Source organism: Naumannella cuiyingiana (assembly GCF_013408305.1).
Lineage (GTDB): Bacteria > Actinomycetota > Actinomycetes > Propionibacteriales > Propionibacteriaceae > Naumannella > Naumannella cuiyingiana.
Genome location: NZ_JACBZS010000001.1, coordinates 856905 through 882106, shown reverse-complemented (window position 1 = coordinate 882106; position 25202 = coordinate 856905). Strand labels below are relative to the sequence as shown.

Sequence of the window (25202 nt, the reverse complement as noted above, 5' to 3'; positions counted from 1 at the left end):
CCGGTACGCCGAATTCGGCTCAACCGGCATCGGCCCGGAAGCCGAGCTCCGGATCCTGGGACTCCTCCACCTCGCGTGGCCGCGGCGTGAACGTGCCGCGGATCATCGAGAATGGTCGCACCATCTGATTGCCGATCCGGTAGCTCCAGGACTCTCGGAGCGCCTCGACCTCGACGGCCAGACGATGGCCGTCGGCGATCAGGTCGGTCTCGCGGGCACGGGCCGAGGACAACTCTGCCTCGAGCCGGGCCGACCGATCGCGCTGCGTCGCCAGCTCCTGGCTGAGCACATGGATCTCGGCGCGGGCCTGATCGCGTTCACCCCAGAACTGGTAGAAGCGTGCGGCAAAACGCTGTGCGCTGCGGGTGGCGAGACCGAACGCGGGCGGCCAGGCGAGTGCCGGGCGATCGGTCCCGGCCTCGCGCAGTACCTGATCAAGTACCGGGCCCAGCGCGTACGCGGAGCGGAACGCGGGTCGGTTCGCCGACTGGAAGTCGCGTGCGGCCGCGTACCCGGTGAGCACGCGCTCGGCGATCGTTCGCGCCGCCAGCCGTTCGCCGCCGCGCCCGGAGAAGTTGCGGTCGGCCGCGGCGGCCAGGTTTGCCTGGTCCAGATAGCCGAATCCGCCGAAATGATCGTAGACGAACACCGGAACGCCGGCGACCAGCGCATACTGCACTGTCTTGCCGATCGTGATCACCACATCGAACTCGGTGATCAACTCGGCAGTGAGCAGGCGGTAGTTGGTCTGGCCCTGGCCGAACACCTCCACCTCGTGGCCGCGCTCGGTGAGTAGCGTCGCCGCGGTCAGAACCTCTGCCGGCGGGTGATTCGAGACGACCAGGATTCGCTCGGGTGAGTCCCGGTCGCGGGGTATCGCTGCGGAGAAACCGTCCGGCACGGGATTGGGGAAGAGCGCGGTTGGGGTCTCCGGATCCAGGAAGGGGGTCAACGTCCGCCGCGCTTCCGCCGAGACGAACAACGAGATGCCGGCCAACCGGTCCTCCAGGCCCGCCATGTAGGGATGCTCGTCGGCGGCAAAGTCCAGCGCGGACATGTGCAGGAAGACGAAGATCGGCAGGTTCGCCCGGTGCCGGGCGTCCTGGCTGTTGAGATCATCGATCAGCGAGGCCGGGAGCACCTGGCTGTGCACCCAGATCACATCGAAATCGTCCAGCGACAACGACTTTGCCGAGACTTCGTCGAGCACCGGGAGACCCCGCGCGGCGAACTCGTCGGCCATGGGTGCTGCGACATGACTGGCATAGACCGTGACGTCCGCGCCGGAGGCGAGAAGATGCTCGGCAAGCTCCAGCGCGACGACGGTGGAACCCATGATGTCTCGGATGATCGAATGGGTGATGAGGAAGCGGCGGCCCCGGATCCGGTCCATGACGCGATCCTGCCAGTCGATCATGGACCGATCCGGTATTGCGCCCGGCGTGGCACTCTGCTTGCTGACCCGCCGATGATCACCTGCTCAACCGGCGCCGCGCTCGGCATCGGAGGCGAGGGCGAAGGTGCCCTGGGCCCGGCGTACCCCCTGGACCCGGTGCCGGGGCAGCAGGTCGGCCAGGAAGGCATAGTCGTCGCGGGTCCGGGCGGCGGCCGGATCCCCGGCGTCGGCGTGCTCGCGGGTCTGTGACCACCAGTCGGAGATGTCGCCCCAGCCGGGCGCCGCCAGCGATCCGCCGAACTGTTGCACCGCGAGTGCGGAGCACAGCGAGGCGAAGCGCAACCGGTCCAGCAGCGGCCAGCCGGCCAGCGCGCCGAGCAGCGACGCGGCGGCGAACACGTCGCCGGCACCGGTCGGGTCGATGGCCTCCACCCGCAGCGCCGGACAGTGGGCCTGTTCCCCGGTGCTGGAGTCGATCGCGTACGCCCCCGCCGCACCGTCGGTGACGATGGCGAGCGGAACCAGTTCGGCGAGCGCCCGCACCGCGTGCTCGGCGGAGTCGGTACGCGTGTAGCCCATCGCCTCGGTCGCATTCGGCACGAAGGCGTAGCAGTGTGCGAGCGGGGCCAGGGTTGCCGGATCCCAACGCCCGGACGGATCGAAGCCGATGTCGGCGAAGATCTTCGTCCCTCGTGCGGCGAGATCGCGCCACCACGCCACCTCACCGGCGAGGTCGACCAACGCGGCCCTGGCCGCCGGTGCGGCCGCGATCTGCGGCCCGAGCGGCTCGGGCAGCGGGTGCCCGTGGGTGATCATCGAGCGGTCGCCGCCGTGCGCGATGGACACCGTCACCGAGGAGTGGAAGTCGGCGAAGCGACGCGAGGCCGACAGATCGATCCGCTCCTGCCCGGACAGGGTGTCCCACATCCAGTCGGCATACGCGTCGTCGCCGAAACCCGCCACCAGCCCGGTGCGCAGGCCGAGCCGGGAGGCCGCCACCGCCAGGTTCGCGATGCCGCCCGGCCCCGACCCCAGACCACTGGTCCACAGCTCCTCGCCGGGCTGGGGCATCCGGGACAGCCCGGTGAAGATCAGGTCGAAGAACACGGTCCCGGACAACAGCACGTCCAGCGGCGGGTCGCTCGGCCGCCGGCCGGCGGCGAGCGGATCCCAGGCCCAGCAGGTCGGGCAGAACTCCTCGGCGTGATCATGCTGCTCGTGGTCGTGAGCGTCGACATCGTCGGGCTGGGGCGTGTTCATTCCTTGCTCGCTCCTTCCAGCATCCCGCGGATGAAGTGGCGCTGGAGAACCAGGAAGACGATCACGATCGGGGCGGCGACGATGATCGCGGCCGCGGCGAGCAGCGCATTCTCGGCCGTGTACTGGCCCTTGAAGATTGCCAGGCTGAGCGGCGCGGTACGCAACTCGCCCGCCGGCGCCATCAGCAGCGGGATCAAGAACTCGTTCCACGTCCACATGAACACCAGCACGGCGAGCGTGGCCAGCGCCGGCAGGGAGGCAGGTAGCAACACCCGCCACAGGGTGCGCAACGGGCCCGCCCCGTCGATCGCCGCCGCCTCGGTGAGCGAACGCGGAAGGGCGCGGAACTGGGTACGCATCCAGAACACGCCGAAGGCCACCGACTGGGCGATCTGCGGCAAGGCGATCGCGGCCAGCGTGTCGGTCAGCCCCAGTGTGCGCAGGTCGAAGAACAGGGGGATGACGATCGCCTCGGTCGGCACCATCAGCCCGAACAGGAACAGGTAGTAGATGACTGTCGCGCCCTTGAACCGCATCGTGCCGAAGGCGTACCCGGCAAGTACCGAGGCGATCAGCGCACACACCACCACGATGACCGCAACCAGCGCCGAGGTCTGCAGATAGCGGGCGAACTCGCCGATCCGCCATGCCTCGACGAAGTTCTCCGGGTGCGGGCCCGGGACCTGACCGGTGCGCGGGGACAGCGCGGTGATCACGATGGAGGCGATCGGTGCGAACGCGAGCACCGCGAAGCCCAGCAGGATCAGATGATTGGCGAGCCGCTCGCCGGCAGAGATCCTCATCGCTCGGCCTCCCCGATCCGGGTGACCAGCAGATTGATGGCGAAGATCAGCAACGCGAGGACCACCGCGACCGCGCACGCCGAGCCCACGTCCTTCAGCTCGATGGCGCGACGGTAGACCTCGAAGCTCGGCACGGTGGTGGCGGTGCCCGGGCCGCCGCTGGTGATCACATAGACCAGATCGAAGGTCTTCAGCGCCGCGATGATCGTCAGCACCAGCGAAACCACGATCTCTCCGCGGACGGCGGGCAGCGTGATCGCGAAGAACTCCTGCACCGGACCCGCGCCGTCCAGGCGGGCGGATTCGTAGAGCTCGTCGGGGATGCGGTTCATCCCGGCGAGCAGCAACAGCATCACCAGACCGGTCTGCAGCCAGGTGCCGATCACCCCGATGGCAACCAGCGCCCAGACGGGCTCGCCGAGCCAGCCCCGCGCCAGCGCGTCCAGCCCGACGGCCCGGAGCAGCGTGTTCAGCGCACCGTCCGGCGCGAAGATCTGGCGCCAGGCCACCGCGACCACCACCAGCGCCACGACCTGGGGCAGGAACAGCAGCGTGCGGAACACCGGTTGGCCGAGGATCGAGCCACGGCGCTGGATCGCAGCCAACAGCAGGCCCAGGACAAGGGGAATGAGCGCATAGAAGATGATCAGCACGAAGGCATGCAGCATCGCCTCGCGGAACCGTTTGTCGCCGGCCAGGTCCACGTAGTTGGCGAGCCCCACGAAGGTCGACGGACCGATCCCGCTCCAGGAGTAGAGCGAGTACTGCGCGGCGCGGAACAGCGGGAACAGGGTGAAGCCCGCGAATACCAGCAGCGCGGGCGCGACCAGGAGATAGGGCACCAGCGGCGAGCGGACCACGGCCGACGGCGCCGAGCGCGGGCGCCGGTCGCCGGGTCCTCGCCGATGCTCGGTCGGGACCCGGTCGGCGACGGCTTGGCGAGCGATCATCGACGACTCAGCCGCCGACGAAGGCGCCGTAGTCGTCGGAGAAGGCGGCCAGCACCTGCTGCGGATCCTCGCGCCCGGCGATCAGCTCCTGCAGGTTGTTGCCCGCGGTGTCGGCGAACGTCGGGGTCGCATAGTCGAGATAGGGCAGCAGGGAGCCCTTGGTCGAGACCTCGTCGAATGCCCGGAAGATCTCCGCGCTCGCACCGGAGGCGGGCGCCAGTTGGGCGGCGTTGCGTACCGGCAGGCCGTCGTTCTCCGCGATCAGGGACATGGCCTCGTCGCTGGTGATGAAATCGATGTACGCCGCCGCGACGTCGCGCTGGGCCGCTCGGGCGGGCACGGTGAACGGCAGGCCGGTGCCGCCCGTGCTGACCGGCGCCCCGCCGGCCTCGCGCGGCGGCGGGACCATGAAGTGCAGGTCATCGCCGAGCACCTTGATCATGTCGGCCGCCAGCCAGGAGCCGCCGGGCAGGAAGGCCCCCTTCCCCTTGGTGAAGTCGGTCCAGGCGGCGTCGTAGTCCAGGCCGTTCGGCGAATCGCCGAAGTACTTCTTGGTCGACCAGTCGGCGAATGCCTGCATCGCCTGGGCATTCTCCGGGCTGTTCCAGTCGGCGCCGGCATTGCCCATCCCGAGCGCGATGATCTGATCGGCCGGCACATAGGCGCCCTGCAGGGGGCCGAAGACGTGCAGCGCGGGCCACTTCTCGATGTTGCCCAGGATCATCGGCTGGGTGCCCTTGGCCGAGGCGGCATCCAGTGCCGCCAGGTACTCGTCCCAGGTCTGCGGCACCGCGATCCCGAGCTCGGCGAGTCGCTTGGCCGAGTAGAAGATGCCAACGACCTCGCCGGTCTGTGGCAGGCCGTACAGATTCCCCGAGCCGAAGGTCACCGCGTCGGCGCTGTAGCTGGACTTGGCCAAGACATCGGCGGGGTAGCGCTCGGCCCAGCCGTACGCCGCGGCGTACGGCGTGAGGTCGGTCAACTGTCCGGCCTTGACGAACTCGCCCATGTCGGCGCGCGCGTTGTTGACCTGGACCACGTCGGGCACGTCGTTGCCGGACAGGGCGAGCGCGACGGTCTTCTTCAGGTCGTCGAAGGACTCCGACTTCCGTTCGATCGTCACATTGGGGTACTTCGCCATGAACCGGGAGTTGAGTTCGTCGAGCGCGGCCTTGGAGCCGCCGCGGACCTCCTGGTCCCAGACCCGGATCGTCACGGTGCCCGCGGCCGCGGGGTCGGTGACGACGGCGTCCGGTGCCGGACCGGCGGGTGCGGGAGCCTGCCCCGAGCCCGGTGCGCAGGCGGTGAATCCCGCGAGCGCCCCGGCGGCCAGCGATCCCGTCAGGAAGGTTCGACGATCGATCACGTCATCTCCTCAAGCGTCATTGCCGCGGGATCCGCGTGAACCCCGCCCGGAGTCGCAGTCTGACATGTTCTGAAGGAAAGTGATAGCCCATGAACGAAGGTGACGGAATCTGATCCCTTGGTGCTAACGTGACGCCGTGCTGACCGATGAGCGACGCCGCCGGATCGTGGTCGGCGTGCGCCGGCACGGATCGTGCTCCATCGCGGATCTGTGCCGGGAGCTGGGGGTCTCCGAGGCCACCGTGCGGCGCGATCTTGATCAACTTGCCGCCGACGGAGCGATCCGGCGGGTACGCGGGGGCGCGAGCGACCCGCGGGTCTCCATCCGGCCGGAGGCGGATTCGCAGCCCTTCGCCGAGGTCGCGGCACGCGGCGAGCCGGCCCGGCGTGCCATCGCCGAACGGGCCGCGGGGCTGGTCGACGACGGCGACGTGTTGATCATGGACATCGGGACGTCGGTGGCGGCGATGTGTCCGTTCCTCCGGGACCGCGACGTCACGGTGATCACCTCGTCGCTGGCCGTCGTGAATGCGCTGGCCGACGCACCGGCCGTCGATCTGCTCGTCCTGGGCGGCATGTTGCGTCCGAACTACGCGTCGTTGGTGGGTGCGATGACGGAGGCCAATCTGCGCCAGGTGCGGGCCGGGCTCGCGTTCCTCGGCGCGTCGGGGATCCGGCCCGACGGGGCGGTGCTCGACACCACCCCGAGCGAGGTTCCCGTCAAGCGCGCGGCGCTGGAGGTGGCCGCGCAGGCGTACCTGCTCGCCGATGCGGAGAAGTTGCCCGGCAGCGGCTTCCTGGAGGTGGCGCGGCTCGATGCCTTCGCCGGGTTGATCACGGACGCGAAACCGGCCCGGACGGTGCTTGACCCAGAACTCGACGTGGAGGTGATCGTGGCATGAGGCTGGTGATCCTGGGCGGGGGCGGATTCCGCGTACCGCTCGTCTACGAGGCGGCGGCGGCGCGCGCCGGCGGCGTCGCGGTCGACGAGATCGTCCTGCATGATTCCGACCCGGGCCGGCTGGCGGCCATCGGAGCCGTCGTGGGCGAGCTGGCCGACGGCTACGGGCGCAGTGCCCCGGCGTACCGGACCACGACCGACCTGGCCGACGCCCTGCGCGGCGCGGACTTCGTGTTCAGCGCGATCCGAGTCGGTGGCGCACACGCGCGCACGGTGGACGAGCGGGTCGCGCTCGACCTCGGCCTGCTGGGGCAGGAGACGATCGGCCCGGGCGGGCTGGCGTACGCGCTGCGCACCATCGGTCCCGCCCGACGGATCGCCGAGGCGGTCGCCGAGATCGCACCGCGTGCCTGGGTGATCAACTTCACCAATCCGGCAGGCATCGTCACCGAGGTGATGCGCGGGGTGCTGGGCGAGCGCGCCGTCGGGATCTGCGACACCCCGATCGGTCTGGTCCGCCGGCTCGCCCGCGTGCTCGATCTTGATCTCGACGCCGATGCGGGACGAATCGGTTATGACTATCTCGGGCTCAACCACCTCGGCTGGCTGCGCTCGTTCACCGTCGACGGCACCGATCGGCTGCCGGGCGTGCTCGCCGATGATCACGCGCTGGAGCGGATCGAGGAGGCTCGGCTGTTCGGCTTCGACTGGGTGCGCGCGCTCGGGTCGATCCCGAACGAGTACCTCTTCTACTACTTCTTCACCGACGAGGCGCGGCGCCGGATCGAGCAGGCGGGGGAGACCCGCGGCGAGTTCCTGGTCCGGCAGCAGGACGCCTTCTATGCCGGCGCCGGCAGGGATCGGCTGGCCGACTGGCGGCGGGTCCTGCGCGAGCGTGAGGAGAGCTACATGGCCGAGACGCGCGACGAGGAACGCGAGGCAGCCGATATCGCCGGCGGCGGCTACCAGGAGGTCGCCATGCGGTTGATGGCGGCGCTGGCCGGCGGGCCCGAGCAGCGGATGATCCTGGATGTCGGCAACCGTGCCGGTGATCAACGACTGGTCGCCGCGCTGCCCGATGATCTTGTGGTCGAGGTGCCGTGTGTCGTCGACTCGGCCGGTGTGCATCCGCAGCCGGTGGCGGCGCCGGATCTGGCGCAGCTCGGGATGATGGCGCGGCTGCGCGGGTCGGAGCGGCTGATCGCCGAGGCGGCCCTGACCGGTAGCCGGGAGCGGGCCTGGGAGGGCTTCGCGCTGCATCCGCTGGTGGACTCCCCGGTGCTCGGTCGCCGACTGCTCGACGGCTACCTGACGGCCGAGCCGCTGCTGGCCGAGGTGCTGCCGGCCGGATCCTCGGCCAGATAGACCGCGGTCGCCTCCCGGGCGATCCTGATCATCATCGCGCGCAGGGCGGGCGGGGCGAGCGCCTCGACCCCGTCGCCCAGGCCCAGCAGCACGGCGACCGCCTCGCGCAGCCCGTGCACGCGCATGATCAACACGGTCCGCCCGCCGCGGGTGGTCTCCTCGATCGGCGCGGTCAGGTTCATCGCCATCAGCCGGCGGATCAGCGCGACCCGGTCCGGGCGGGTGGCCACCTCGATCCGGATCCCCGGCCGGTCGCGGTAGCTCTCGCGCAGCCGCCGCCACAGCGCCCGCAGGTCGATGCCGTCGGGTCGGGCGGCACGCTGGGGGAGCAGGGTGGCCCGGTTGATCCGCTCGACTCGGAACGACTTCACCTGCCCGCGGTGCGCGGCGAGCAGATACCAGGTGTTGCCGGCGAGCACCAGGCCGTACGGATCGACGGTACGCCGGCCGCGCCGCGACGGGTCCATCGGCGTGTAGTCGAGGACGAGACGCCGGCGCTCCAGGACGGCGAGCTGGACGGTGGGCAGCTCGGCCAACCGCGGCGGCGCGCCGGCGAAGCCCTCGGCGTCGACGATGATCAACTCCTGCAGCCGGCCGAGCTCGCGGTCGGTCTCCTCCGGCAGCCGGGCGGCGAGCTTGCGCAGCGCCGAGGTCATCTCGGCCTCAACGCCGAGCGCCGACGCCGCCCCCTCGCCGCCGGCCAGGAAGAGCGCGCGTGCCTCGTCGGGGGTGAGATCCTCGACGCCGGGGCGATAGCCGGGCAGCAGGGCGTACCCGCCGTGCCGTCCGCGTTCGGCATAGACCGGTACGCCCGAGGCCGACAGCGCCTCGATGTCACGGAGCACGGTGCGTTCGGTGACCTCGAGGCGATCCGCGAGCTGCGCGGCGGTCAACTTGCCGTGCCGGCGCAGCAGGCCGACCAGCCTGAGCAGACGGTCCGCGCGCATGGCCCAAGTTCAGCACAGAAATCACGACACAGGATGTCGGGTATACCCGGAATGCTCGTGGACATGAACGAGACACAGCAACTGGTGGACAACCGCGACAACCTGAACCGGGCCCGGGCCTGGGTGACCGAACTGCTCGGCAACGTCGAGCCCGGCCAGCTCAGCGACCCGACGCCGTGTTCGGGCTACGACGTGCGGGCGCTGATCGAGCATCTGTACGCGGTGGTGGGCAAGACCATCGGGATGGCGCAGGGTCACGCCGCCGTCGACCTCCCCTCGTCCGTGCCGGCCGATGCCGACGACCTGGCCGGCGGCCACGCCCGGCTGGTCGAGCAGGCGAGCGCCGCCTGGGCCGACGACGCCTCGCTCGCCACGATCGTGGAAGCCCCGTTCGGGCGGGTGCCGGCGGCGGTGATGATCAGCGCCTTCGTGGGCGAGACGCTGACGCACGGCTGGGATCTCGCGGTCGCGACCGGGCAGGACGCCGAGGCCGATGCCGATCTGGCCGAGGGTGCCCTCGCGGGCGCGCAGCGGGTGCTGCCCGGCGGGCGTGAGGACTTGCCGTTCGACGAGCCGGTCCCGCCCGCGGCCGCTGCCGGTCTGACCGAGCGGTTGGCGAACTTCATGGGGCGCCGGTCGCGCTGAGCGGGTCGCCGGTCCGGCGGTGGCCTAGCCTGTGCGCCGTGGCCGCCACGAATCGCCGGATGCACCGCCGCGCAACGGGCTCGCCCCGCTGTATGCGGCCGGGTTCACGACCGCATTCGGCGCGCATGGCGTGGCCGCGGCGCTCGGGGTGGAGTCGGGCGAGCTCGGGGTCGGGTTGTTGGGCTTCGGGCTGATGCTCGCCGTGTACGACCTCGCCGAGGTGGTGCTGAAGCCGGTCTTCGGCGCGCTCAGCGATCGGGTCGGCGTCCGGCCCGTGATCATCGGCGGTCTGCTGGCCTTCGCGGCCGCGTCGGCGGTCGGGGTGTTCGCGGCCGGGGTGGTCGGGCTGACGCTGGCGCGCTTCGGGCAGGGGATGGCCGCCGCGGCATTCTCGCCGGCGGCCTCGGCGGGGGTGGCGCGGATCGGCGGCGGCGCGACCACGGGTCGGCGCTTCGGCCGGTACGGCTCCTGGAAGGGTCTGGGGTACGCCTTCGGCCCGATCCTGGGGGCGGCGCTGGTCTGGGCCGGCGGCCTGCCGGCGCTGTACGCCGCGCTCGCGGTGCTCGCCCTCGCCGTCGCCGGATGGGTGGTGGCGGCGGTGCCCCCGCTGCGTGTGCTGCCGCGCTCGCGCGCGACGGTTCTCGATCTTGCCCGCGAGGTCGCCCAGCGATCGTTCCTGGCTCCGGTCGCGGCGATGGCGGTGGCGACCGGGGCGCTCGGCGTCGGGGTGGGCTTCCTGCCGCTGCTCGGCACGCGGCTGGGCCTGGGGGAGTTCGGCGCGGTGGCCGCGGTGACGGTGCTCGCGCTGACGCTGACCGCCGTGCAGCCGTGGGCCGGCGCGCGCCGCGATGCGGGCCGGCTGGCGACGGGCACCGGGATGATCATCGGGCTGGCGTTGGTGGCGGCCGGGCTGGTGGTGGTGGCGGTGCCGCTGCCGACCGTCGCGGCCGCGATCGCGCTGTACCTCGCCGCGGTGCTGCTCGGCATCGGCATCGGCGTGGTCACCCCGCTGGGATTCGCGGCGATCGCCGCCGCGACCCCGGAGGATCGGATGGGCCGGACGATGGGCAGCGCCGAGCTGGGCCGCGAGCTGGGCGATGCCGGCGGCCCGCTGCTGGTCGGCGGGCTCGCGGCGGTCAGCACCGTCGGGGTCGGGCTGGCCGCGCTGGCCGGTCTGGCGCTCGCCGTCGGGGCCGGGGCAAAGGTCGCGCTGCGCGGCTGAGCGGGATCCTTCAGCATCCCTTCCGCAGGTGATGCCGCCAACCCGCGTGGAGAGCGGCCGGATCTGCGGAAGCGATCGGGTGGAGGCCGATCATCCGCGCGGGAGGAGTCCCTCGAACACGCAGGCCCAGTCGGTGTCGCCGGGGAGGGTGTCGGCGGCGCGGGCGGACGCGGCCCGGACGAGGGCCGGCAGCGCCGGGTCGATGCCGCGGTCCGTGCTGGCGACGACGACCTTGTCGAGGAAGGCGAGGCACATGTCGAGCCGGGCCTGGCCGGCGTCGTAGCGGCGATCGGACGCCGCCCGCGCCAGTCCGGGCAGCGTCTGCCGCAGGGTGCCGACGATTCCCTCGGATAGGGCAGGTGGTTCGGCCGGAACATCGACCGCGGGCCGGGACCTCCGACACCGGCTCACGCAGGGAGATCCGGGAACTCTCACGGGTCGTCCGATTCGGACGCACGCCTACGACCCAAGGCACGTGGACGGAACCGGGGGTGCCGGAGCGGTCGGCGCGCGGCGTCGACGCGAGTCGGCGGCAGTAGTTCCGGTAAACCGTCGGTGCCGATCCGCACGACCCACTGCTCGCCCGGCGGGGCCTGCGGGCGTGGCTCGATCAGGCCGTGGTGGTGTCGGCACAGCAGCACCAGGTTGGCCAGGCTGGTGGGCCCGCCGGCCTGCCAGGGAACGATGTGGTGGGCCTCGCAGCGCTCCGGCGGCCGGTCGCAGCCGGGCATCACGCAGCCGCGGTCGCGCACCGTGAGGGCCGCGCGGACAGGTCCGGTGACGAGCCGGTGCTCGCGGCCGACATCAAGAGGCTGACCCGCGCCGCCGAGCACCACCGGCAGCAGATCGCAGTCGCACGCGAGCCGGCGTAGCGCGGCCGCCGAGATCCGGGCCCCGGTGCGCAGCGACTCCGCCCGCGTGCCGCCGATCCTGTGATCATCGACCCCGTGCGCATCGACCCCGTGCGCATCGACCCTGTGCGCATCGACCCTGTGCGCATCGACCCTGTGCGCATCGACCCTGTGCGCATCGACACCGTGTGCATCGACCTCGTGCCGGACCTGCGCCAGCAGCTCGTCGTGGGCGATGGTCACGACCAGGCGCGGCCGATCGCCGCCGGCACCCGGCGCGGTGGCGCAGCCCTGGATGTGCTGGACCATCGCGGCCAGCCCGTCCGCTCGCCGTTGCTCGGGTGAGCTGAGCTCGGCCGCGAGCGGATCGCGCGCCGCGACGGAGGCGTCGCGCGTGGCGTACGCGTCGACCACGGCTACCAGCGCCTCGCCGTCGAGTTGCGGCAACCGTCCGCGGAACCTGATCGAGCCGTGCCCGTCGTCGGCGAACGTGAGCGAGCGTGCCTGCTGGGCCCGCCGCTCCGCGCGCTCCAACGCGGCGCTGTCGTGCGCGTCGGCGACGTCGGGGGCGATGATCTCCACCAGATGGTTGCCGAGCCGGCGCAACATGGCCGGGTCGAAACGCTGGGTCGCCGCGTGGTCGATCATGGTCGCCTCGCCGGCGACCAGCTCGGCCGGCGACAGCCCGGCGGGCAGCCGGTCCAGGGTGTCGGTGATGGCGCCCGCCTGCGCCGGGCCGACCCGGGCCTCCGCGAGCGCCTCGGCGACCCCGGCGAATCGACCGAGGCGGTGGGCGTCCTTGATCAACCCCGCAGCCTGCCCCGCGGTCATCCGCCCGGTCTGCGCCAGCCAGGTCCGCGTCGAGACGCCGTGGGCGAGCATCGTGTCGCCCGCCTCGTCGACCGCCCGGACGCCGGCGGCGATCACCGCCTCGAGTCGGGCCTGCAGCGCGAGCCAACCCTCCAGTTGCGCCAGCCGCTCGGTCGGCTCGTCGGCGCTCACCGCGCCGCCGGCGAGCGCGTCGGCGAGCACCTGTTGCGCCCGTTTGACGACCTCGCGGGGATCCGGCTTCATGGGACTCAGCCTAGGGATGGCCACCGACATTCCCCTCCGCGCAGATCGCCCGCAATGCCCTTTTCCACAAGGGATCCCCAATGTCGTCACCTGTGGACAACTGTCCTGGGAATCGACGCCGCGCGCGGCGTCACGGGCGCCCGGCTCACCGCTCGGCGTCGCCACCCACCACACTCTCCCGCACCCGGGCCAACAGATCCCCGCGCACCGGCCACGGATTCCACTTCGAGGATCCGGCCGGATTCGCGAAACTGATCAAGGAATTTCCCTGATCAACAGATCACGATCAGAACGGCAGCTTGCGGAAGATCGGCCTCGGCACCAGCTTGAGCACCAACATCACCAACTGGAACAGCTTCGGCGACCAGATCTGTTCCTTGCCGGCCCGCACCCCGTCGACCACCTGCTCGGCCACCGCCTCCGGGGTGGTCGCGAGCGGCGCCTCCTTCAGACCCGCGGTCATCTTGGACTTCACGAAGCCCGGCCGCACGACGAGCACCTTGATCCCGTGCTCGGCCAGCGCATAGGTCAGTCCCGTGTAGAAGGCGTCGAACCCGGCCTTGGACGAGCCGTAGACGAAGTTCGACCTCCGGGCGCGCTCGCCCGCGACGGACGACAGTGCCACGATCGTTCCGTGCCCCTGGGCCTTCATGGCGTTCGACAACAACACGCCCACCTCGACGGCCGAGCCGTAGTTCACGTCGGCCAGCTCCCGCGCGGAGCCCGGGTCGGTCCAGTCGCGCTCGTTCTCGCCGAGCAGACCGTACGCCACCACCGCCACGTCGACATCGCCCAGCGCGAACGCCTCCGCGATCGCCTTCGCCGGCGAGCCGGGGTCGCCGGCGTTGAAGTCGATCTCGGTGACCTCCAGGCCAACCCCGCGCAGATCCGCGGCGGCCGCCTCGCGCCGCTCGCCCGGCCGAGCGGCCATGATCACGCGCGGCCGCGACGTCTGGGCGTACCGGCGCGCGATCGCCAGCGCGATGTCGGACGTGCCGCCGACCAGCAACAGGTTCCTCGGGTTACCGACTGCGTCGATCATGGTTCTCCTCGCGGTTGGTGGTCATGATCAGATACCGAGGCGCCGGGCCTGGTCGGAGACGAAGATCCCGTGCGGGTCGAGCCGCGCGCGCAGCTCGCGGAACTCGTCCAGTCGCGGATACATCTGCGCGAACGTCGCGGCATCGACCCGGGAGTCCTTGGCCAGGTAGAGCCGGCCACCCGCCCCCAGCACGACCTGGTCGAGCGCGTGCACCAGCCGGTCCAGGCCGCGCCTGATCGGCAGGTCGACGGTGAACGTCCAGCCGGGCCGGGGGAAGGACAGCAGCCCGCGGTTGCCCTCCCCGAATCGCTTCAGCACGTTCAGCCCGGAGATGTGCCCCGACGACGTGATCATCTCGACGGTACGCCGGAACGCGGCCTCGGCATCGAACGGGATCTGGAACTGGTACTGCAGGAACCCCGCCGGGCCGTAGCCGCGGTTCCAGTGATCGAAGACATCCAGCGGCTGGAAGAACTGGGTGATGTTCTGCACCTCGCCGACGCGATGCTTCGGCGCCTTGCGGTACCAGAACTCGCTGAACGCCGCTCCGGTGATCTTGTTCAGCATCCCGTTGGGGAAGACATCGGGGACGGTGCCGAGCTTCGGTCCGACGAACCGCAGCGGCTCACCGCGCAGCTTGTCCGGCAGCTCGCACCGGGTGGCCTTCTCGCCGCGGGTGTAGACCGCGCGGCCCATCGACCGCCCGCTGGTCACCGCGTCCATCCACGACACCGTGTAGGTGTAGTTGTCGTCGTCGCGGGTCATCAGGTCGATGGTCTCGTCGAGATCGGCGGTCCGGTCGGTGTCGACGGTGAAGTAGCCAGTCTCGCAGCGCTGCATCGCGATGGTGGCGCGGAGCACGATCCCGGTCAGGCCCATCCCGCCGACCGTCGCCCAGAACTCGGCCGAGCCCTCGCCGTCCGGGGTCAGCGTGCGGATCTCGCCGTCGGCGGTGAGCAGGTCCAGGCTGCGCACGTGATTGCCGAAGGAGCCCTGCTTGTGGTGGTTCTTGCCGTGCACGTCGGCGGCGATCGCGCCGCCGATGGTCACCTGCCGGGTCCCGGGCAGGACCGGCACCCACAGCCCGAGCGGGAGTGCCGCCCGCATCAACTGGTCCAGCGAGACGCCGGCCTCGACCACGGCGAGCGGCGGCTCGGCCTCCGCGTCCAGCGAGAGGATCTGGTTGAGCTGGGTCAGATCCAGCGTCAGCCCGCCCGAGTTCTGCGCCGGGTCGCCGTAGGACGAGCCCAACCCGCGCGCGATCAGCCCCCGCGCGCCCGGTTCGCCGGCCCGCGCGGAGGCCTCGCGTACCGCCTCGACGGCGTCGTCGACGGTCCGCACCGGGCGGACCAGCCCGCGGGTGCGCATCGCCCGGCCGAAGCCGTGCAGCTCCTGCACGCTCACGCGAACACCCCGACGGCGACCAGGATCAGCCACACCGCGCCGGTCACCTGCAGCGAGCGGTGCCGCAACACCACGTCCTCCGGCTCGCCGGCATCGCCGGAGTCGACCTCGCGGGCGTACTGCAACAGGCCGAGCGTCAGCGGGATCACCGACAGCACCGCCCAGGGGATGTCCCACAACTGCGGATTCGCCCGCGTCTGCTCGAAGGCCCACAGGGCGTACGCCATCACGGTCACGCTGGCCGCGAGCATCCATGCGAACCGCAGATAGGACGACGAGTAGCGCTCCAGCGAGCGCCGCGTACCCGCCTCCGCGCCGAGCGCGACCATCTCCGAGTAGCGCTTTCCGGCGACCATGAACAGCGAGCCGAACGCCGCGACCAGCAAGAACCACTGGCTGAGCGGGATGTCGGTCGCGACGCCGCCGGCGATCGCGCGCAGCAGGAAGCCCGAGGCGACCATCGCCAGGTCGATCACCGGCTCGTGCTTGAAGAACAGCGAGTACAGGATCTGCAGCACCGCGTAGACCACCAGCACGATGCCGAGCTGGATCGAGGTGGCGAAGCCGATCACGAGCGCGAGCACGCCGGTGATCGCGGCGAGCACCCAGGCGGCGCCGACCCGCAGCTCGCCGGCGGCGATCGGCCGGTACCGCTTGCGCGGGTGCAGGCGGTCCTCCTCGACATCGCGGATGTCGTTGATCAGATAGATGCAGGCGCTGATCAGACAGAACGCGACGAAAGCCAGCGCCGCTCGGCCCAGCACTGCCGGCTGGAACAGGCTGCCGTCGGCCAGCGGCGCGGTGAAGACCAGGACGTTCTTGGTCCACTGCTTGGGCCGCATCGCCCGCAGGGCGGCCGGGACCCGGGAGCGTCGCGGGCTGGCGTCCTCGACGTCCTGGCCGGTCTGCCCGACGAGGCGCTCGCCCGGGGCGGGTGGCTGCTCGTCGAACCCCGAGGGGTCGCTGTCGCCGGGGGCGTCGCCGGGGCGCGGGGCAGTCGGATCGGTGCTCATCTCGGCATCGAGCGTAGCGTGACTATTCTGGCCCGCGTGAAATCGACGCCGGGCCGCCGGCTCCCCGCGGCGGCCGTGGGCGTGGTGCTCGCCCTCGGTGCACTGGCCGGTTGCTCGGCGGCGGCGCCCCCGTCCCGACCCGCTCCCAGCAGCGCGCAGCCGGCACCGAGCTTCGGGCCGGATGTGGTGACCCTGGCCGAGCTCGGATTCCGCAACGGACCGGTCGATCGGGTGCCGCTGCCCGCGGGGGTACGCCTTGCCGAGCGCATCGACCAGCCCAATGTGGTCACCATCGTGATCACCGCCCCGCCCGGGGAGGAGTTCATCGCGTTCCTCGCCGACCGGCTGCCCGAGGCCGGATTCGAGGTGCGCGCGGCCTCGGCCAGCGGGATCGTGTTCTCCGGATTCGGCTGGGACGGGGGCGCGACCGCCGGCGAGGCCACCGCGCTCACGCTGCGCCTGCGTGACGGCTGACCCGGACGGACGAAATACTCGCGCCATGTCCTCCGAGCCCAGCGGCATCGTCGGCCCCGACGGCAACCTGCCGCCCCAGCCCGCCGCGGCGCAGCCCGGGGTGCCCCCCGCGTACCCGGCACCGAACGTGCCGGACCGCGGCCTCGGCACCGGCGCCCTGATCCGCCTGCACCTGCAACCGGGGCCGCACAACTACCGGCCCGCCTGGACCGTGGACGGCGTCACCCAGCTCTCCGAGTGGGGCACCCAACTGATCCCGGTCAGCCCCGGCCGCCACGTCGTCGCCGCCGGGTACGCCGTCGCCAGCAACGGCCCCGCGCAGTTGCCGGTCCAGCTCGCCCCCGGGCAGGCCGTGGACGTCTACTACCGGCCGGGGCTGTGGGGGACCAGCCGGATCGGGTTCGCCCCGCACCGCGGCACGGGGGGCCTGACCTGCCTGATCGCCGTGCTGGTGCCACTCCTCGTGCTCGCCGTCCTGTTCTTCGGCCTGGCGATGGTCGCCATGATCAACTGAAGGCGGGCCAGGCCACACCCAGCGCGGCCAGCTCGGTGCGCAGCAGCGGCAGGCCGATGCCCACGACGGCGTGCGGGTCGCCCTCGATGCCGCTGATCAGCGGGCCGCCGAGCCCGTCGAGCGTGAAGGCGCCGGCCACCGCCTCGGGCTCGCCGGTTGCCGCGTAGGCGGCGATCTCGGCGTCGTCGGCGTCGGCGAAGTGCACGATCGTCGAGGCGACGGCGTCGCGGCGGCGTACCCCCGGCGGACCGAACCGACCGCTCGGGTCGTCCAGGGTCAGCGCGTGACCGGTGTGCAGCGTCCCGGAGTTGCCGCGCAGCCGCCGCCAGCGCTCGATCACGGCTGCCGGATCGCCCGGCTTGCCGTGCGACTCGCCGTCGAACTCCAGCAGCGAGTCACACCCGATGATCAACAGCGGTTCGTCGTCGCCGGGGCCGCGCTGCGCGGCGAGGCGCTCGTGCACGGCGTCGGCCTTCAGCCTGGCCAGCGCGCCGACCAGCCCGGGCACCGTGGGCGCGTCGATCCCCGTCTCGTCCACGCCGGAGACGATCACCTCCGGCTCGATGCCCGCGCGGCGCAGGGTCGCCAGCCGCGCGGGCGAGGCCGAGGCGAGGACCAGCCTCAACTGCGCCGGCCCCCGCCGAGCAGGTCGTTCAGCAGGCCGCCGAGGATGCCGCCCGGAATCGGGCCGGACTGCTGGGCCGGCTCGGGTGCGGTCTGTTCCGGCGCGGGCGCGTTCGGCGCCGGCTGACCGGGCGCGGGCTGGCCGGCCGGCGGCTGCGGGTCCTTGCCGCCGAGGACCTGGCCGAGGATGTCCTGCAGGGGGCCGACCGCCGTGCCGCCCGCGGCGCCGGCGAGGATCGGGCCGAGCAGGTCGCCGTACTTGGTGCCCTGCACCTTCTTGGCGAGGTACGCCAGGACGATCGGCGCCAGGATCGGCAACAACTTGTTGATCAGGTCCTGCTGGCCGCCGGAGCCGCCCAGGCGCTGCACGACCGCCTCGGTGTTGTCGCCGAAGACGTTGGAGACGATCTTCTCGCCGTCGGCGGTGTCGACCGCCTGCAGCTTGAACGTGCCGCCGTCACCGGCGACCACCGGGGAGTTCTCGTGCTGCTGCACCGCGGTGGCGAGGGAGCGTGCGCCGCCCTCGTCGTCGGCATTGGCGCTCATTCCGCCGAGCAGGGCGGAGACCGCCTGCCGGGCTGCCTGCTCGGTCTGGGCCGGATCGCTGCCGACCTCGGAGGCGAGTTGATCGATCGGGACGGCGTTCAGGATTTCATCGACGGCGCTCACGGCGGCTCCCTCGGGTGGTTGGTGTCGGGTCGTTGGGGTGACCCGGGTCGGATCTGGCGACAGCCTGCCATGAGCCGGGGCTCGCCGACAGGGCGACGGGTCAGCGCGGTGTACCGGCGGCCGCGCGCGGGCGGTCGGGCGGGATCGCGGCGAGCAGCGCGCGGGTGTAGGGGTCCCGCGGCCGGTGGAAGACATCGTCGGCGCTGCCGTGTTCGACCGCGCGACCATTGCGGAGCACCAGCACCTCGTGGCTCATCTGTGCGACCACGGCCAGGTCGTGGGCGATGAACAGGTAGGTCAGGCCCAGCTCGGCCTGCAGTTCGCGCAGCAGGTCCAGTACGCGCGCCTGGATCGACACGTCGAGCGACGCGGTCGACTCGTCGAGGATGATCACGTCCGGCTCCAACGCGAGCGCCCGGGCGATCGACACCCGCTGGCGCTGGCCGCCGGACAACTCGTGCGGGAACCGCGAGGCGAAGTCGCCGGGCAGCCCGACCAGATCGAGCAGTTCGGCGACCCGCGCCGCCGGGCGCCCGCCGAGCCGATGGACGCGCAGCGGTTCGGCGATCGAGTCGGCGATCGACGCGCGCGGGTCCAACGAACTGAACGGATCCTGGAACACCATCGCCAGCCGGCGCCGCAGTGCCCGCCCGGCCGAGCCCCGCGCGCCCAGCACCGATGCGCCCGCCAGGGTCACGGTGCCCGCGCGCGGCCGGACCAGCCCGGTGAGCGCGTTGGCGATCGTCGACTTGCCCGAGCCGGACTCGCCCACGATGCCGAGCGTGTGACCGCCACGCACGCAGAAGCTGACGTCGTCCACGGCATGCACCCGCAGCGGGCCCGTGGGCGTGCGTACCGAGAACTCCACGTCCAGGCCGGCGACGTCCAGCAGCGGGGCGGCCGCCGGGTCGGCTCGCGGCAGCTCGACGTCGTCCAGCCGCGGGCGGGCCGCCAGCAGCTCGCGGGTGTAGGCGGCCTGCGGACGGTCGACCAGGTCCAGGATCGGCGCCTGCTCGACGACCCCGCCGGTACGCAGCACGACCACGTCGTCGGCGAGTTCGCCGATCACCCCGAGGTCGTGGCTGATCCACACCACGGCCGTGCCACGCTCTGCCTGCAACGCCCGGACCAGGTCGATGATCTGCGCCTGGGTCGTGACGTCCAGCGCCGTCGTCGGCTCGTCGGCGATCAGCAACGCCGGATCGCAGGCCAGCGCAATCGCGATCATCACCCGCTGCCGCTGTCCCCCCGACAGCTGGTGCGGGTAGCTCGCGATGCGCCGGCCCGGATCCGGCAACCCGACCGCCTCCAGCAGCTCGCCGGTGCGGGCCAGTGCCGCCTTGCGCTCCACCCCCCGATGTGCCTGGAGCGGTTCGGCGATCTGTTGGCCCACGGTCAGGATCGGGTTGAGTGAGGTGGCCGGATCCTGGAAGACGAATCCGATCCGGTCGCCGTGGACCGCGCGCAGGGTCGCCGGCCGCGCGCCGACGAGCTCAACCCCCGCGGACCCCGTCGTGCCGAGCACGCTCGATCCGCGCGTGCCGAGCACGCTCGATCCGCGCGTGCCGAGCACGCTCGATCCGCCGACCCGCGCGCCGGGGGCGTCGAGCAGGCCGGTCGCGGCCAGCACGGTGACCGACTTGCCCGAGCCGGACTCGCCGACGATCCCGAGGGTCTGGCCGGCGCCGACCTCCGCGCTCACGCCGTCGACGATCGTGCGGCGGCCGATGCTCACCCGCAGGTCGCGCACGGACAGCACGGGCTCGCTCATCGCTGCCTCCTCGTCTCCATCAGCGTGCGCTGCTTGGGATCCAGGACGTCGCGGAGCCCGTCGCCGACAAGATTGAACGCGAGCGCGGTCACCAGCACCGCGGCGCCGGGAAACACGCCCATCCACCACGCCTGGCCGAGGAAGTTCTGGGCGTCGGCCAGCATCCCGCCCCAGGACGGGTTCGGGGGCTGGATGCCCAGCCCGAGGAACGACAGCGCCGCCTCGGACAAGATCGCGAACGCGAGGGACAGCGAGACCTGGACGATGATCGGACCGGTCACGTTCGGCAGGACGCGACGCAGCAGGATTCGCCACCACGGGCTGCCCATCGTCCGCGACACCTGCACGAACGTCTCCTGCCGGACCGACAACACGCTGGCCCTGGTGATGCGGGCGAAGATCGGAATGTAGACGATGCCGATCGCGATCATCGTCGTCGCCTTGCTGGGCGCGAGGATCGCCACGATTGCCAGCGCCAGCAGCATCACCGGGAAGGCGAACATCACATCGACGAGGCGCATCAAGATCACGTCGACCACGCCGCCGACATAGCCGGAGACCAGCCCGATCAGTACGCCCGCGATCGTGGCGATCGCCACCGATACGATCGCGACCTCCAGCGAGGCGCGCCCGGCGATGATCACCCGGGTCGCGACGTCGCGGCCCAGCTCGTCGGTGCCGAACCAGTGCGCCGCCGACGGCGGCCGCAGCGCGTTCGGGACGTCCACGTCGTTCAGCCCGTACGGCAGCACGAACGGGCCGATCACCGTCAGGCCGACGATGAGCACCAGCACCACTACGCTGGCCGCTGTGACCGGATTTCCGGCCAGCAGCCGCCAGGCGCGGGTCCGGGTCGGCGCCTCCTGCGCGACGGCCGCGGTTGCGGTGCCCCGGTCGCGGTCGGTCATGACAGCCGGATCCTCGGGTCGGCCACCGCGTACAGCACATCGACCAGGAGATTGATCAGCAGGAACATCGCGGCCACCAGCAGCACCGCGCCCTGGATCACCGGGTAGTCGCGCGACGCGACCGCGTCGTAGACGAGCCGGCCCAGCCCGGGCCAGGCGAACACGACCTCGACCACCATCACCCCGCCGAGGACGGTTGCGAGCTGGATCCCGGCGATGGTCAGGATCGGTACCAGCGCGTTGCGCAGGATGTGCCGTCCGATCACGATCCGGTCGGGGAGCCCCTTGGAACGGGCCGTGCGCACGAAGCCCGCGGAGGCGACCTCGAGCACGGCCGAGCGGACATAGCGGGTCATGATCGCTCCGGCGACGATCCCGACCGTGGCCGCGGGCAGGGCAACCTGCCGTAACCATCCGACGGGGTCCTCGGTGATCGGCACGTAGCCCGACGACGGAAGCCAGCCCAGGGTGGCGGAGAAGGCGGTGATCAACAACAGGCCGACCCAGAAGTCGGGGATCGACACGCCCACCTGGCTGAAGATCCGGATGATCGCATCGGCCACGCCGCCGTGGGAGAGCGCGGAGAAGATCCCGGCCGGGATTGCGATGAGCAACGCGATCGCCAGGCCGGTGACCGCGAGCGAGATGGTTGCGGGCAGCCTGCTCAACAAGATCACGGTGACCGGATCGCCGTTGCGAAAGCTCACCCCGAGATCGCCGGTGACGGCGTGGCCGAGATAGCTGACGAACTGCTCCCACAGCGGGCGGTCCAGGCCGCTCGCGGTGCGCAGCGCATCATAGGCCTCCTGGGTGTACCGGGTGCCGAGCGCGAGCCGGACCGGGTCGCCGGGGACCAGATGCACCAGCGAGAACGCGACCACCATGACGCCGAACAGCACCACCGCCGTGTAGGCCGCGCGGCGTAGCAGGAATCCCAGCAGGGGAGGGAATCCGCGCCGGGTGGCGCCCGTCGTCGGTGTCGCGGTGGCCGTCATGATCGCGCGATCATGGCGCGAGCGAGGCGGTCCGGAACCGCACCGCCCGGTCGGACCGGATCGCATAGTTCGACAGCTTCGGGCTCCACACCTGCAGCACCGCGGGGTTGTAGAGGTAGATGTAGCTGCAGTCGTCGGCGATCGTGGTCGCGGCCTGGGCGTAGGTCTGCTTGCGTCGGGCGACGTCGGTCTCGGTGCGGCCGGCATCGAGCAGCTTGTCCACCTCGGGATTGGAGTACCCCTGGGCGTTGTTCGCGCCGTCGCTGTGGTGCTGGGCGTAGTAGAAGTCGTCCGGGTCGAGGTTGCCCAGCCAGCCCATCATCAGCAGGTCGAACTTGTGCGCGCTCTGATCGTCGAGCCAACTGGAGAAGTCCGGCTGCCGGATCTTGACCTCGATCCCCAGCGGTTCGAGATTGGCGGCGACGATCTGCGCCACGGTGACCGTCTCGGGGTAGTCGCTGGTGGCCATGAAATCGATCGTTCCGCCGGAGAAGCCGACCTCGCCGAGCAACTGCTTGGCCCTGGCCAGGTCCGTGCGGTACGTGCCGTACTCGGTGTACCACGAGCTGGTCGGCGGGATCGCGAGCTGGTTGAGCTGCGCGGTGCCGTAGCTGACCGCCTGCACGATGGCGTCGCGGTCGATTGCGTACGCCACGGCCTGCCGGGCGCGCGGATCGTTCCACGGCTGGTTGCGTTCGTTCAGCGCGAGGTACCAGTAGTCGCTGCTCGGCTCTTGTCCCAGCACGACGCCGGAATCGGTCGAGAGCGCCTGCACCTGCTGCGGGGGTACCGAATCGGTCCACTGGATCTCGCCGCTCCTCAGCGACGCCAGCGCGGTCGACGCTTCGGACACGAAGGTGTAGCGGACCTCGCCCAGCCCGGGTGCCCCACCCCAGTAGGTGGGATTCGCGGCGAGGGTGATGTGGTCGCCGTTGACGTACTCGGCGAGCGAGAACGGACCGGTGCCGATCGGCTTGGTGGTGATCGCCTTGGACTCGACATTGTTCTTGCTGACGATCGCCACGCCCTTGAAGCTGCCGAGGCTGGACAGCAGGTTCGGCGCCGGCTGTGACAACGTGATCACGACCGTCGCGGGATCGGCGGCCTTGACGTCCTTCACGGCGGCGAACTTGTAGGCGTTGGCGAGCTTGTCGTCGATGATCCGGCGGTAGGAGTAGACGACGTCGTCGGCGGTGAACGGCGAGCCGTCGTGGAACGTGACGCCCTGACGCAACGAGAACGTCCAGGTCAACTGGTCGTCGCTGGTGGTCCACTTCTCGGCCAGCGCCGGTTGCAGCTCGAGGTTCTCGTCGGGCTCGACGAGGGTGTCGTAGACGTTTTCCAGCACCTCGAAGGAGAAATAGGAGGTGGTCTTGTGCGGGTCGAGCTGGTCCGGCTCGCCGGCGATCGCGGCGTTCAGTACCGCGCCGGCGGCGGATCCGCCCGACGGGCCCCCGGCGCCGCCGAGATCCACCGACCTGCCGGTGGAGCAGCCGCCGAGCACCCCGGTCGCCGCGAGCGCGCCCGCGGTCAGGAGGGTTCTGCGCTTCATCGCTGCCTCGCAATCACTTCATTGATGATCTGATCAGTATGGGGCAGACTGGCGGCGTGCGACAAGGTTTCGGTGCGGGTGGGTTTCGCCGCCTCGGCCACGCGGAGGTGGTCCGGTGACCTACACCCTGCTCGCGGCCGGGACCGGCGGCGCGCTCGGCGCCGTCAGCGCCAGCCGCAGCCTGGCGGTCGGCGCCTCCACGATCGGGATCGACCCGACGTGCGGGGTGGTGGCGAGCCAGGCGTGGACGAACCGGCGCCTTCGCGACGTCGCCCTGCGCAGCCTGCCCGCCGGGGCCGAGGCGGCCGTGGCAGATGCGGTCGGCGCCGACCCGGACCCGGCCTGGCGGCAACTGGCCGCGCTCGCTCGCGACGGCGGCACCGCGCACTTCACCGGGCAGCGCTGCGGATCGTGGGCGGGGGCGCTCGCCGAGCGGGGCGTGGTCGCGGTCGGCAACCTGCTGGCGGGCCCGGCCGTTCTGCGCGGTCTGGTCGACGGTTTCGCGGCCCCGGACCCGGACGCCTTCTCGCTGGTACGCGAGGCCGCCGCCGACGAGTCGGACACAGGCCCGATCGATGCGGGGGGTTCGCCCGATCGCGGGGTGCCGGGTGGCGCGGCCGAGCTCGCGATCCGGCTGCTCGCCGCGGCGGGCGCCGCCGAAGCAGCCGGCGGCGACCTGCGCGGGCGGCAGTCCGCGGCCATCGTGGTCGCCGAGCCCGCCGAGCGACGGCTGCAGCCACCGGAGTTGATCATCGACCTGCGCGTCGATGATCACGCCGAGCCGGTACGCGAGCTCGCCCGGCTGTTGGCGCTGCGGCTCGGCCACGGCGCGGACCGGGCTGAGGAGTTCGCCCGGAGCTTCGGCGGCGTGCTCAGGGCTCGATCGGGCTGACCGCCCCGAGGACGACGGTTTCGCCATCGTCGCCGTTGGCCCACCAGTGCGGCACCGAGCATGGGTAGGTGATCGAATCGCCCGCGGCGAGCCGCACTCGCCGCTCGCCGTGCACGACGATCAGCACCCCGCTCTCGACGGTCACCGCCTCGGTCCCGAGATGCCGAAACGGTTGCTCCTCGTTGGAGAAGCCCGGCGGCAGGGTCGATCGGATGAGCTGGATCACCAGCGCCGTCCGCGGGGTCAACAGCTCCCGGACGACGCGCATCGACGCCGGGGTGCCGGGCGCCACCGGGATGTGGGTGCGCTGGTCGCCGCGTACCACCATGGCGTCGTCGGCGCGCGGACTGACCAGGGCGGCCAACGGCATGTCCAGCGCGGCCGCGAGCCGGCTGAGGGAGGAGAACGACGGATTTCCCTTGCCCCGTTCGAGTTCGCTGACCAGGCCGAAGCTGACGCCGGCGCGGGTGGCGAGGTCGGCCACGCTCATGCCGAGCCGTTTGCGCGTCGTGCGGATGACGGCGCCGAGGTCGGCGACGGTCACGGCGTCGACCTCTTCGCTCAC

General features: G+C 71.5%; 25 protein-coding genes. 7 read left to right on the top strand and 18 right to left on the bottom strand.

The window, feature by feature from the left end:
• Positions 1–19: 19 nt before the first annotated feature.
• From GGQ54_RS04030 to GGQ54_RS04010, 5 genes are all read right to left on the bottom strand, one after another.
• Positions 20–1417, bottom strand: coding sequence for a glycosyltransferase family protein (locus tag GGQ54_RS04030; protein WP_179444217.1), 1398 nt, complete (start codon positions 1415–1417; stop codon positions 20–22).
• Between the two features lie 63 nt (positions 1418–1480).
• Positions 1481–2656, bottom strand: coding sequence for a carbohydrate kinase family protein (locus GGQ54_RS04025; protein WP_179444216.1), 1176 nt, complete (start codon positions 2654–2656; stop codon positions 1481–1483).
• Positions 2653–3459, bottom strand: a complete 807-nt coding sequence (locus tag GGQ54_RS04020; RefSeq protein WP_179444215.1) for a carbohydrate ABC transporter permease — start codon at positions 3457–3459, stop codon at positions 2653–2655. Before GGQ54_RS04020 ends, GGQ54_RS04025 begins: the two co-directional genes overlap by 4 nt.
• A complete protein-coding gene (locus GGQ54_RS04015) occupies positions 3456–4409 on the bottom strand; it encodes a carbohydrate ABC transporter permease (protein WP_179444214.1) in 954 nt (317 codons plus the stop codon). Before GGQ54_RS04015 ends, GGQ54_RS04020 begins: the two co-directional genes overlap by 4 nt.
• A 7-nt stretch (positions 4410–4416) precedes the next feature.
• Positions 4417–5775 (bottom strand): substrate-binding domain-containing protein, encoded by a 1359-nt coding sequence (locus GGQ54_RS04010; protein ID WP_343045845.1) that lies wholly within the window; start codon positions 5773–5775, stop codon positions 4417–4419.
• Positions 5776–5911: 136 nt separating this feature from the next.
• Here GGQ54_RS04010 and GGQ54_RS04005 point away from each other — a divergent pair, with 136 nt between their 5' ends.
• Both GGQ54_RS04005 and GGQ54_RS04000 read left to right on the top strand, forming a co-directional pair.
• Positions 5912–6676, top strand: coding sequence for a DeoR family transcriptional regulator (locus GGQ54_RS04005; protein ID WP_179444213.1), 765 nt, complete (start codon positions 5912–5914; stop codon positions 6674–6676).
• The gene (locus tag GGQ54_RS04000; RefSeq protein WP_179444212.1) at positions 6673–8040 is read left to right on the top strand and encodes a family 4 glycosyl hydrolase; all 1368 of its coding nucleotides are present in this window, start codon (positions 6673–6675) and stop codon (positions 8038–8040) included. Before GGQ54_RS04005 ends, GGQ54_RS04000 begins: the two co-directional genes overlap by 4 nt.
• On the opposite strand, the gene GGQ54_RS03995 is transcribed toward GGQ54_RS04000, so the two are convergent.
• Positions 7980–8987, bottom strand: coding sequence for a helix-turn-helix transcriptional regulator (locus tag GGQ54_RS03995; protein ID WP_179444211.1), 1008 nt, complete (start codon positions 8985–8987; stop codon positions 7980–7982). The genes GGQ54_RS04000 and GGQ54_RS03995 overlap by 61 nt on opposite strands.
• Before the next feature lie 63 nt (positions 8988–9050).
• Here GGQ54_RS03995 and GGQ54_RS03990 point away from each other — a divergent pair, with 63 nt between their 5' ends.
• Positions 9051–9632 carry a TIGR03086 family metal-binding protein gene (locus tag GGQ54_RS03990; RefSeq protein ID WP_179444210.1) on the top strand — a complete coding sequence of 194 codons (582 nt, stop codon included), beginning with the start codon at positions 9051–9053 and terminating at the stop codon, positions 9630–9632.
• A 31-nt stretch (positions 9633–9663) separates the two neighbouring features.
• Positions 9664–10854, top strand: a complete 1191-nt coding sequence (locus GGQ54_RS03985) for an MFS transporter (RefSeq protein WP_179444209.1) — start codon at positions 9664–9666, stop codon at positions 10852–10854.
• Positions 10855–10944: 90 nt separating this feature from the next.
• Here the strand turns inward: GGQ54_RS03985 and GGQ54_RS03980 are convergent, their stop codons facing one another.
• From GGQ54_RS03980 to GGQ54_RS03960, 5 genes are all read right to left on the bottom strand, one after another.
• Entirely contained in the window at positions 10945–11265 is a 321-nt protein-coding gene (locus tag GGQ54_RS03980) for an imine reductase family protein (RefSeq protein ID WP_179444208.1), read from the bottom strand.
• A gap of 20 nt (positions 11266–11285) precedes the next feature.
• Positions 11286–12779 (bottom strand): HNH endonuclease signature motif containing protein, encoded by a 1494-nt coding sequence (locus tag GGQ54_RS03975; RefSeq protein ID WP_218843686.1) that lies wholly within the window; start codon positions 12777–12779, stop codon positions 11286–11288.
• Positions 12780–13065: 286 nt separating this feature from the next.
• Complete coding sequence (gene dprE2 / locus GGQ54_RS03970; protein ID WP_179444207.1) at positions 13066–13821, bottom strand: decaprenylphospho-beta-D-erythro-pentofuranosid-2-ulose 2-reductase; 756 nt, start codon at positions 13819–13821, stop codon at positions 13066–13068.
• A 27-nt stretch (positions 13822–13848) separates the two neighbouring features.
• The gene (dprE1, locus tag GGQ54_RS03965; protein ID WP_343045844.1) at positions 13849–15225 is read right to left on the bottom strand and encodes a decaprenylphosphoryl-beta-D-ribose oxidase; all 1377 of its coding nucleotides are present in this window, start codon (positions 15223–15225) and stop codon (positions 13849–13851) included.
• Positions 15222–16238 carry a decaprenyl-phosphate phosphoribosyltransferase gene (locus GGQ54_RS03960; protein ID WP_179444206.1) on the bottom strand — a complete coding sequence of 339 codons (1017 nt, stop codon included), beginning with the start codon at positions 16236–16238 and terminating at the stop codon, positions 15222–15224. Before GGQ54_RS03960 ends, dprE1 begins: the two co-directional genes overlap by 4 nt.
• Positions 16239–16274: 36 nt before the next feature.
• Between GGQ54_RS03960 and GGQ54_RS03955 the strand changes: the two genes are divergently transcribed.
• The gene (locus GGQ54_RS03955) at positions 16275–16712 is read left to right on the top strand and encodes a hypothetical protein (protein ID WP_179444205.1); all 438 of its coding nucleotides are present in this window, start codon (positions 16275–16277) and stop codon (positions 16710–16712) included.
• A gap of 25 nt (positions 16713–16737) precedes the next feature.
• The gene (locus GGQ54_RS03950; protein WP_179444204.1) at positions 16738–17226 is read left to right on the top strand and encodes a hypothetical protein; all 489 of its coding nucleotides are present in this window, start codon (positions 16738–16740) and stop codon (positions 17224–17226) included.
• On the opposite strand, the gene GGQ54_RS03945 is transcribed toward GGQ54_RS03950, so the two are convergent.
• From GGQ54_RS03945 to GGQ54_RS03920, 6 genes are all read right to left on the bottom strand, one after another.
• Positions 17219–17851: a Maf family protein gene (locus GGQ54_RS03945; RefSeq protein WP_179444203.1), complete on the bottom strand. Its 633-nt coding sequence runs from the start codon at positions 17849–17851 to the stop codon at positions 17219–17221. The genes GGQ54_RS03950 and GGQ54_RS03945 overlap by 8 nt on opposite strands.
• Positions 17848–18519 (bottom strand): DUF937 domain-containing protein, encoded by a 672-nt coding sequence (locus GGQ54_RS03940; RefSeq protein WP_179444202.1) that lies wholly within the window; start codon positions 18517–18519, stop codon positions 17848–17850. Before GGQ54_RS03940 ends, GGQ54_RS03945 begins: the two co-directional genes overlap by 4 nt.
• 100 nt (positions 18520–18619) lie before the next feature.
• Positions 18620–20290, bottom strand: a complete 1671-nt coding sequence (locus GGQ54_RS03935) for a dipeptide ABC transporter ATP-binding protein (RefSeq protein WP_179444201.1) — start codon at positions 20288–20290, stop codon at positions 18620–18622.
• Positions 20287–21198 carry an ABC transporter permease gene (locus GGQ54_RS03930; RefSeq protein ID WP_179444200.1) on the bottom strand — a complete coding sequence of 304 codons (912 nt, stop codon included), beginning with the start codon at positions 21196–21198 and terminating at the stop codon, positions 20287–20289. Before GGQ54_RS03930 ends, GGQ54_RS03935 begins: the two co-directional genes overlap by 4 nt.
• Positions 21195–22193 (bottom strand): ABC transporter permease, encoded by a 999-nt coding sequence (locus GGQ54_RS03925; RefSeq protein ID WP_179444199.1) that lies wholly within the window; start codon positions 22191–22193, stop codon positions 21195–21197. The genes GGQ54_RS03930 and GGQ54_RS03925 overlap by 4 nt, the downstream gene beginning before the upstream one ends.
• 10 nt (positions 22194–22203) lie before the next feature.
• Positions 22204–23745, bottom strand: a complete 1542-nt coding sequence (locus GGQ54_RS03920) for an ABC transporter substrate-binding protein (RefSeq protein ID WP_179444198.1) — start codon at positions 23743–23745, stop codon at positions 22204–22206.
• Between the two features lie 115 nt (positions 23746–23860).
• Between GGQ54_RS03920 and GGQ54_RS03915 the strand changes: the two genes are divergently transcribed.
• On the top strand, positions 23861–24637 hold the full coding sequence (locus GGQ54_RS03915) for a DUF1028 domain-containing protein (RefSeq protein WP_179444197.1): 777 nt from the start codon (positions 23861–23863) through the stop codon (positions 24635–24637).
• On the opposite strand, the gene GGQ54_RS03910 is transcribed toward GGQ54_RS03915, so the two are convergent.
• Positions 24618–25202 carry a helix-turn-helix domain-containing protein gene (locus GGQ54_RS03910; RefSeq protein ID WP_218843684.1) on the bottom strand — a complete coding sequence of 195 codons (585 nt, stop codon included), beginning with the start codon at positions 25200–25202 and terminating at the stop codon, positions 24618–24620. The genes GGQ54_RS03915 and GGQ54_RS03910 overlap by 20 nt on opposite strands.

Bases quoted from the DNA above. Each gene is read 5' to 3' on its own strand.
- GGQ54_RS04030 (WP_179444217.1), bottom strand. From the start codon at position 1,417: ATGATCGACTGGCAGGATCGCGTCATGGACCGGATCCGGGGCCGCCGC.
- GGQ54_RS04025 (WP_179444216.1), bottom strand. From the start codon at position 2,656: ATGAACACGCCCCAGCCCGACGATGTCGACGCTCACGACCACGAGCAG.
- GGQ54_RS04020 (WP_179444215.1), bottom strand. From the start codon at position 3,459: ATGAGGATCTCTGCCGGCGAGCGGCTCGCCAATCATCTGATCCTGCTG.
- GGQ54_RS04015 (WP_179444214.1), bottom strand. From the start codon at position 4,409: ATGATCGCTCGCCAAGCCGTCGCCGACCGGGTCCCGACCGAGCATCGG.
- GGQ54_RS04000 (WP_179444212.1), top strand. From the start codon at position 6,673: ATGAGGCTGGTGATCCTGGGCGGGGGCGGATTCCGCGTACCGCTCGTC.
- GGQ54_RS03995 (WP_179444211.1), bottom strand. From the start codon at position 8,987: ATGCGCGCGGACCGTCTGCTCAGGCTGGTCGGCCTGCTGCGCCGGCAC.
- GGQ54_RS03990 (WP_179444210.1), top strand. From the start codon at position 9,051: ATGAACGAGACACAGCAACTGGTGGACAACCGCGACAACCTGAACCGG.
- GGQ54_RS03975 (WP_218843686.1), bottom strand. From the start codon at position 12,779: ATGAAGCCGGATCCCCGCGAGGTCGTCAAACGGGCGCAACAGGTGCTC.
- dprE2 (WP_179444207.1), bottom strand. From the start codon at position 13,821: ATGATCGACGCAGTCGGTAACCCGAGGAACCTGTTGCTGGTCGGCGGC.
- GGQ54_RS03960 (WP_179444206.1), bottom strand. From the start codon at position 16,238: ATGAGCACCGATCCGACTGCCCCGCGCCCCGGCGACGCCCCCGGCGAC.
- GGQ54_RS03950 (WP_179444204.1), top strand. From the start codon at position 16,738: ATGTCCTCCGAGCCCAGCGGCATCGTCGGCCCCGACGGCAACCTGCCG.
- GGQ54_RS03935 (WP_179444201.1), bottom strand. From the start codon at position 20,290: ATGAGCGAGCCCGTGCTGTCCGTGCGCGACCTGCGGGTGAGCATCGGC.
- GGQ54_RS03930 (WP_179444200.1), bottom strand. From the start codon at position 21,198: ATGACCGACCGCGACCGGGGCACCGCAACCGCGGCCGTCGCGCAGGAG.
- GGQ54_RS03925 (WP_179444199.1), bottom strand. From the start codon at position 22,193: ATGACGGCCACCGCGACACCGACGACGGGCGCCACCCGGCGCGGATTC.
- GGQ54_RS03920 (WP_179444198.1), bottom strand. From the start codon at position 23,745: ATGAAGCGCAGAACCCTCCTGACCGCGGGCGCGCTCGCGGCGACCGGG.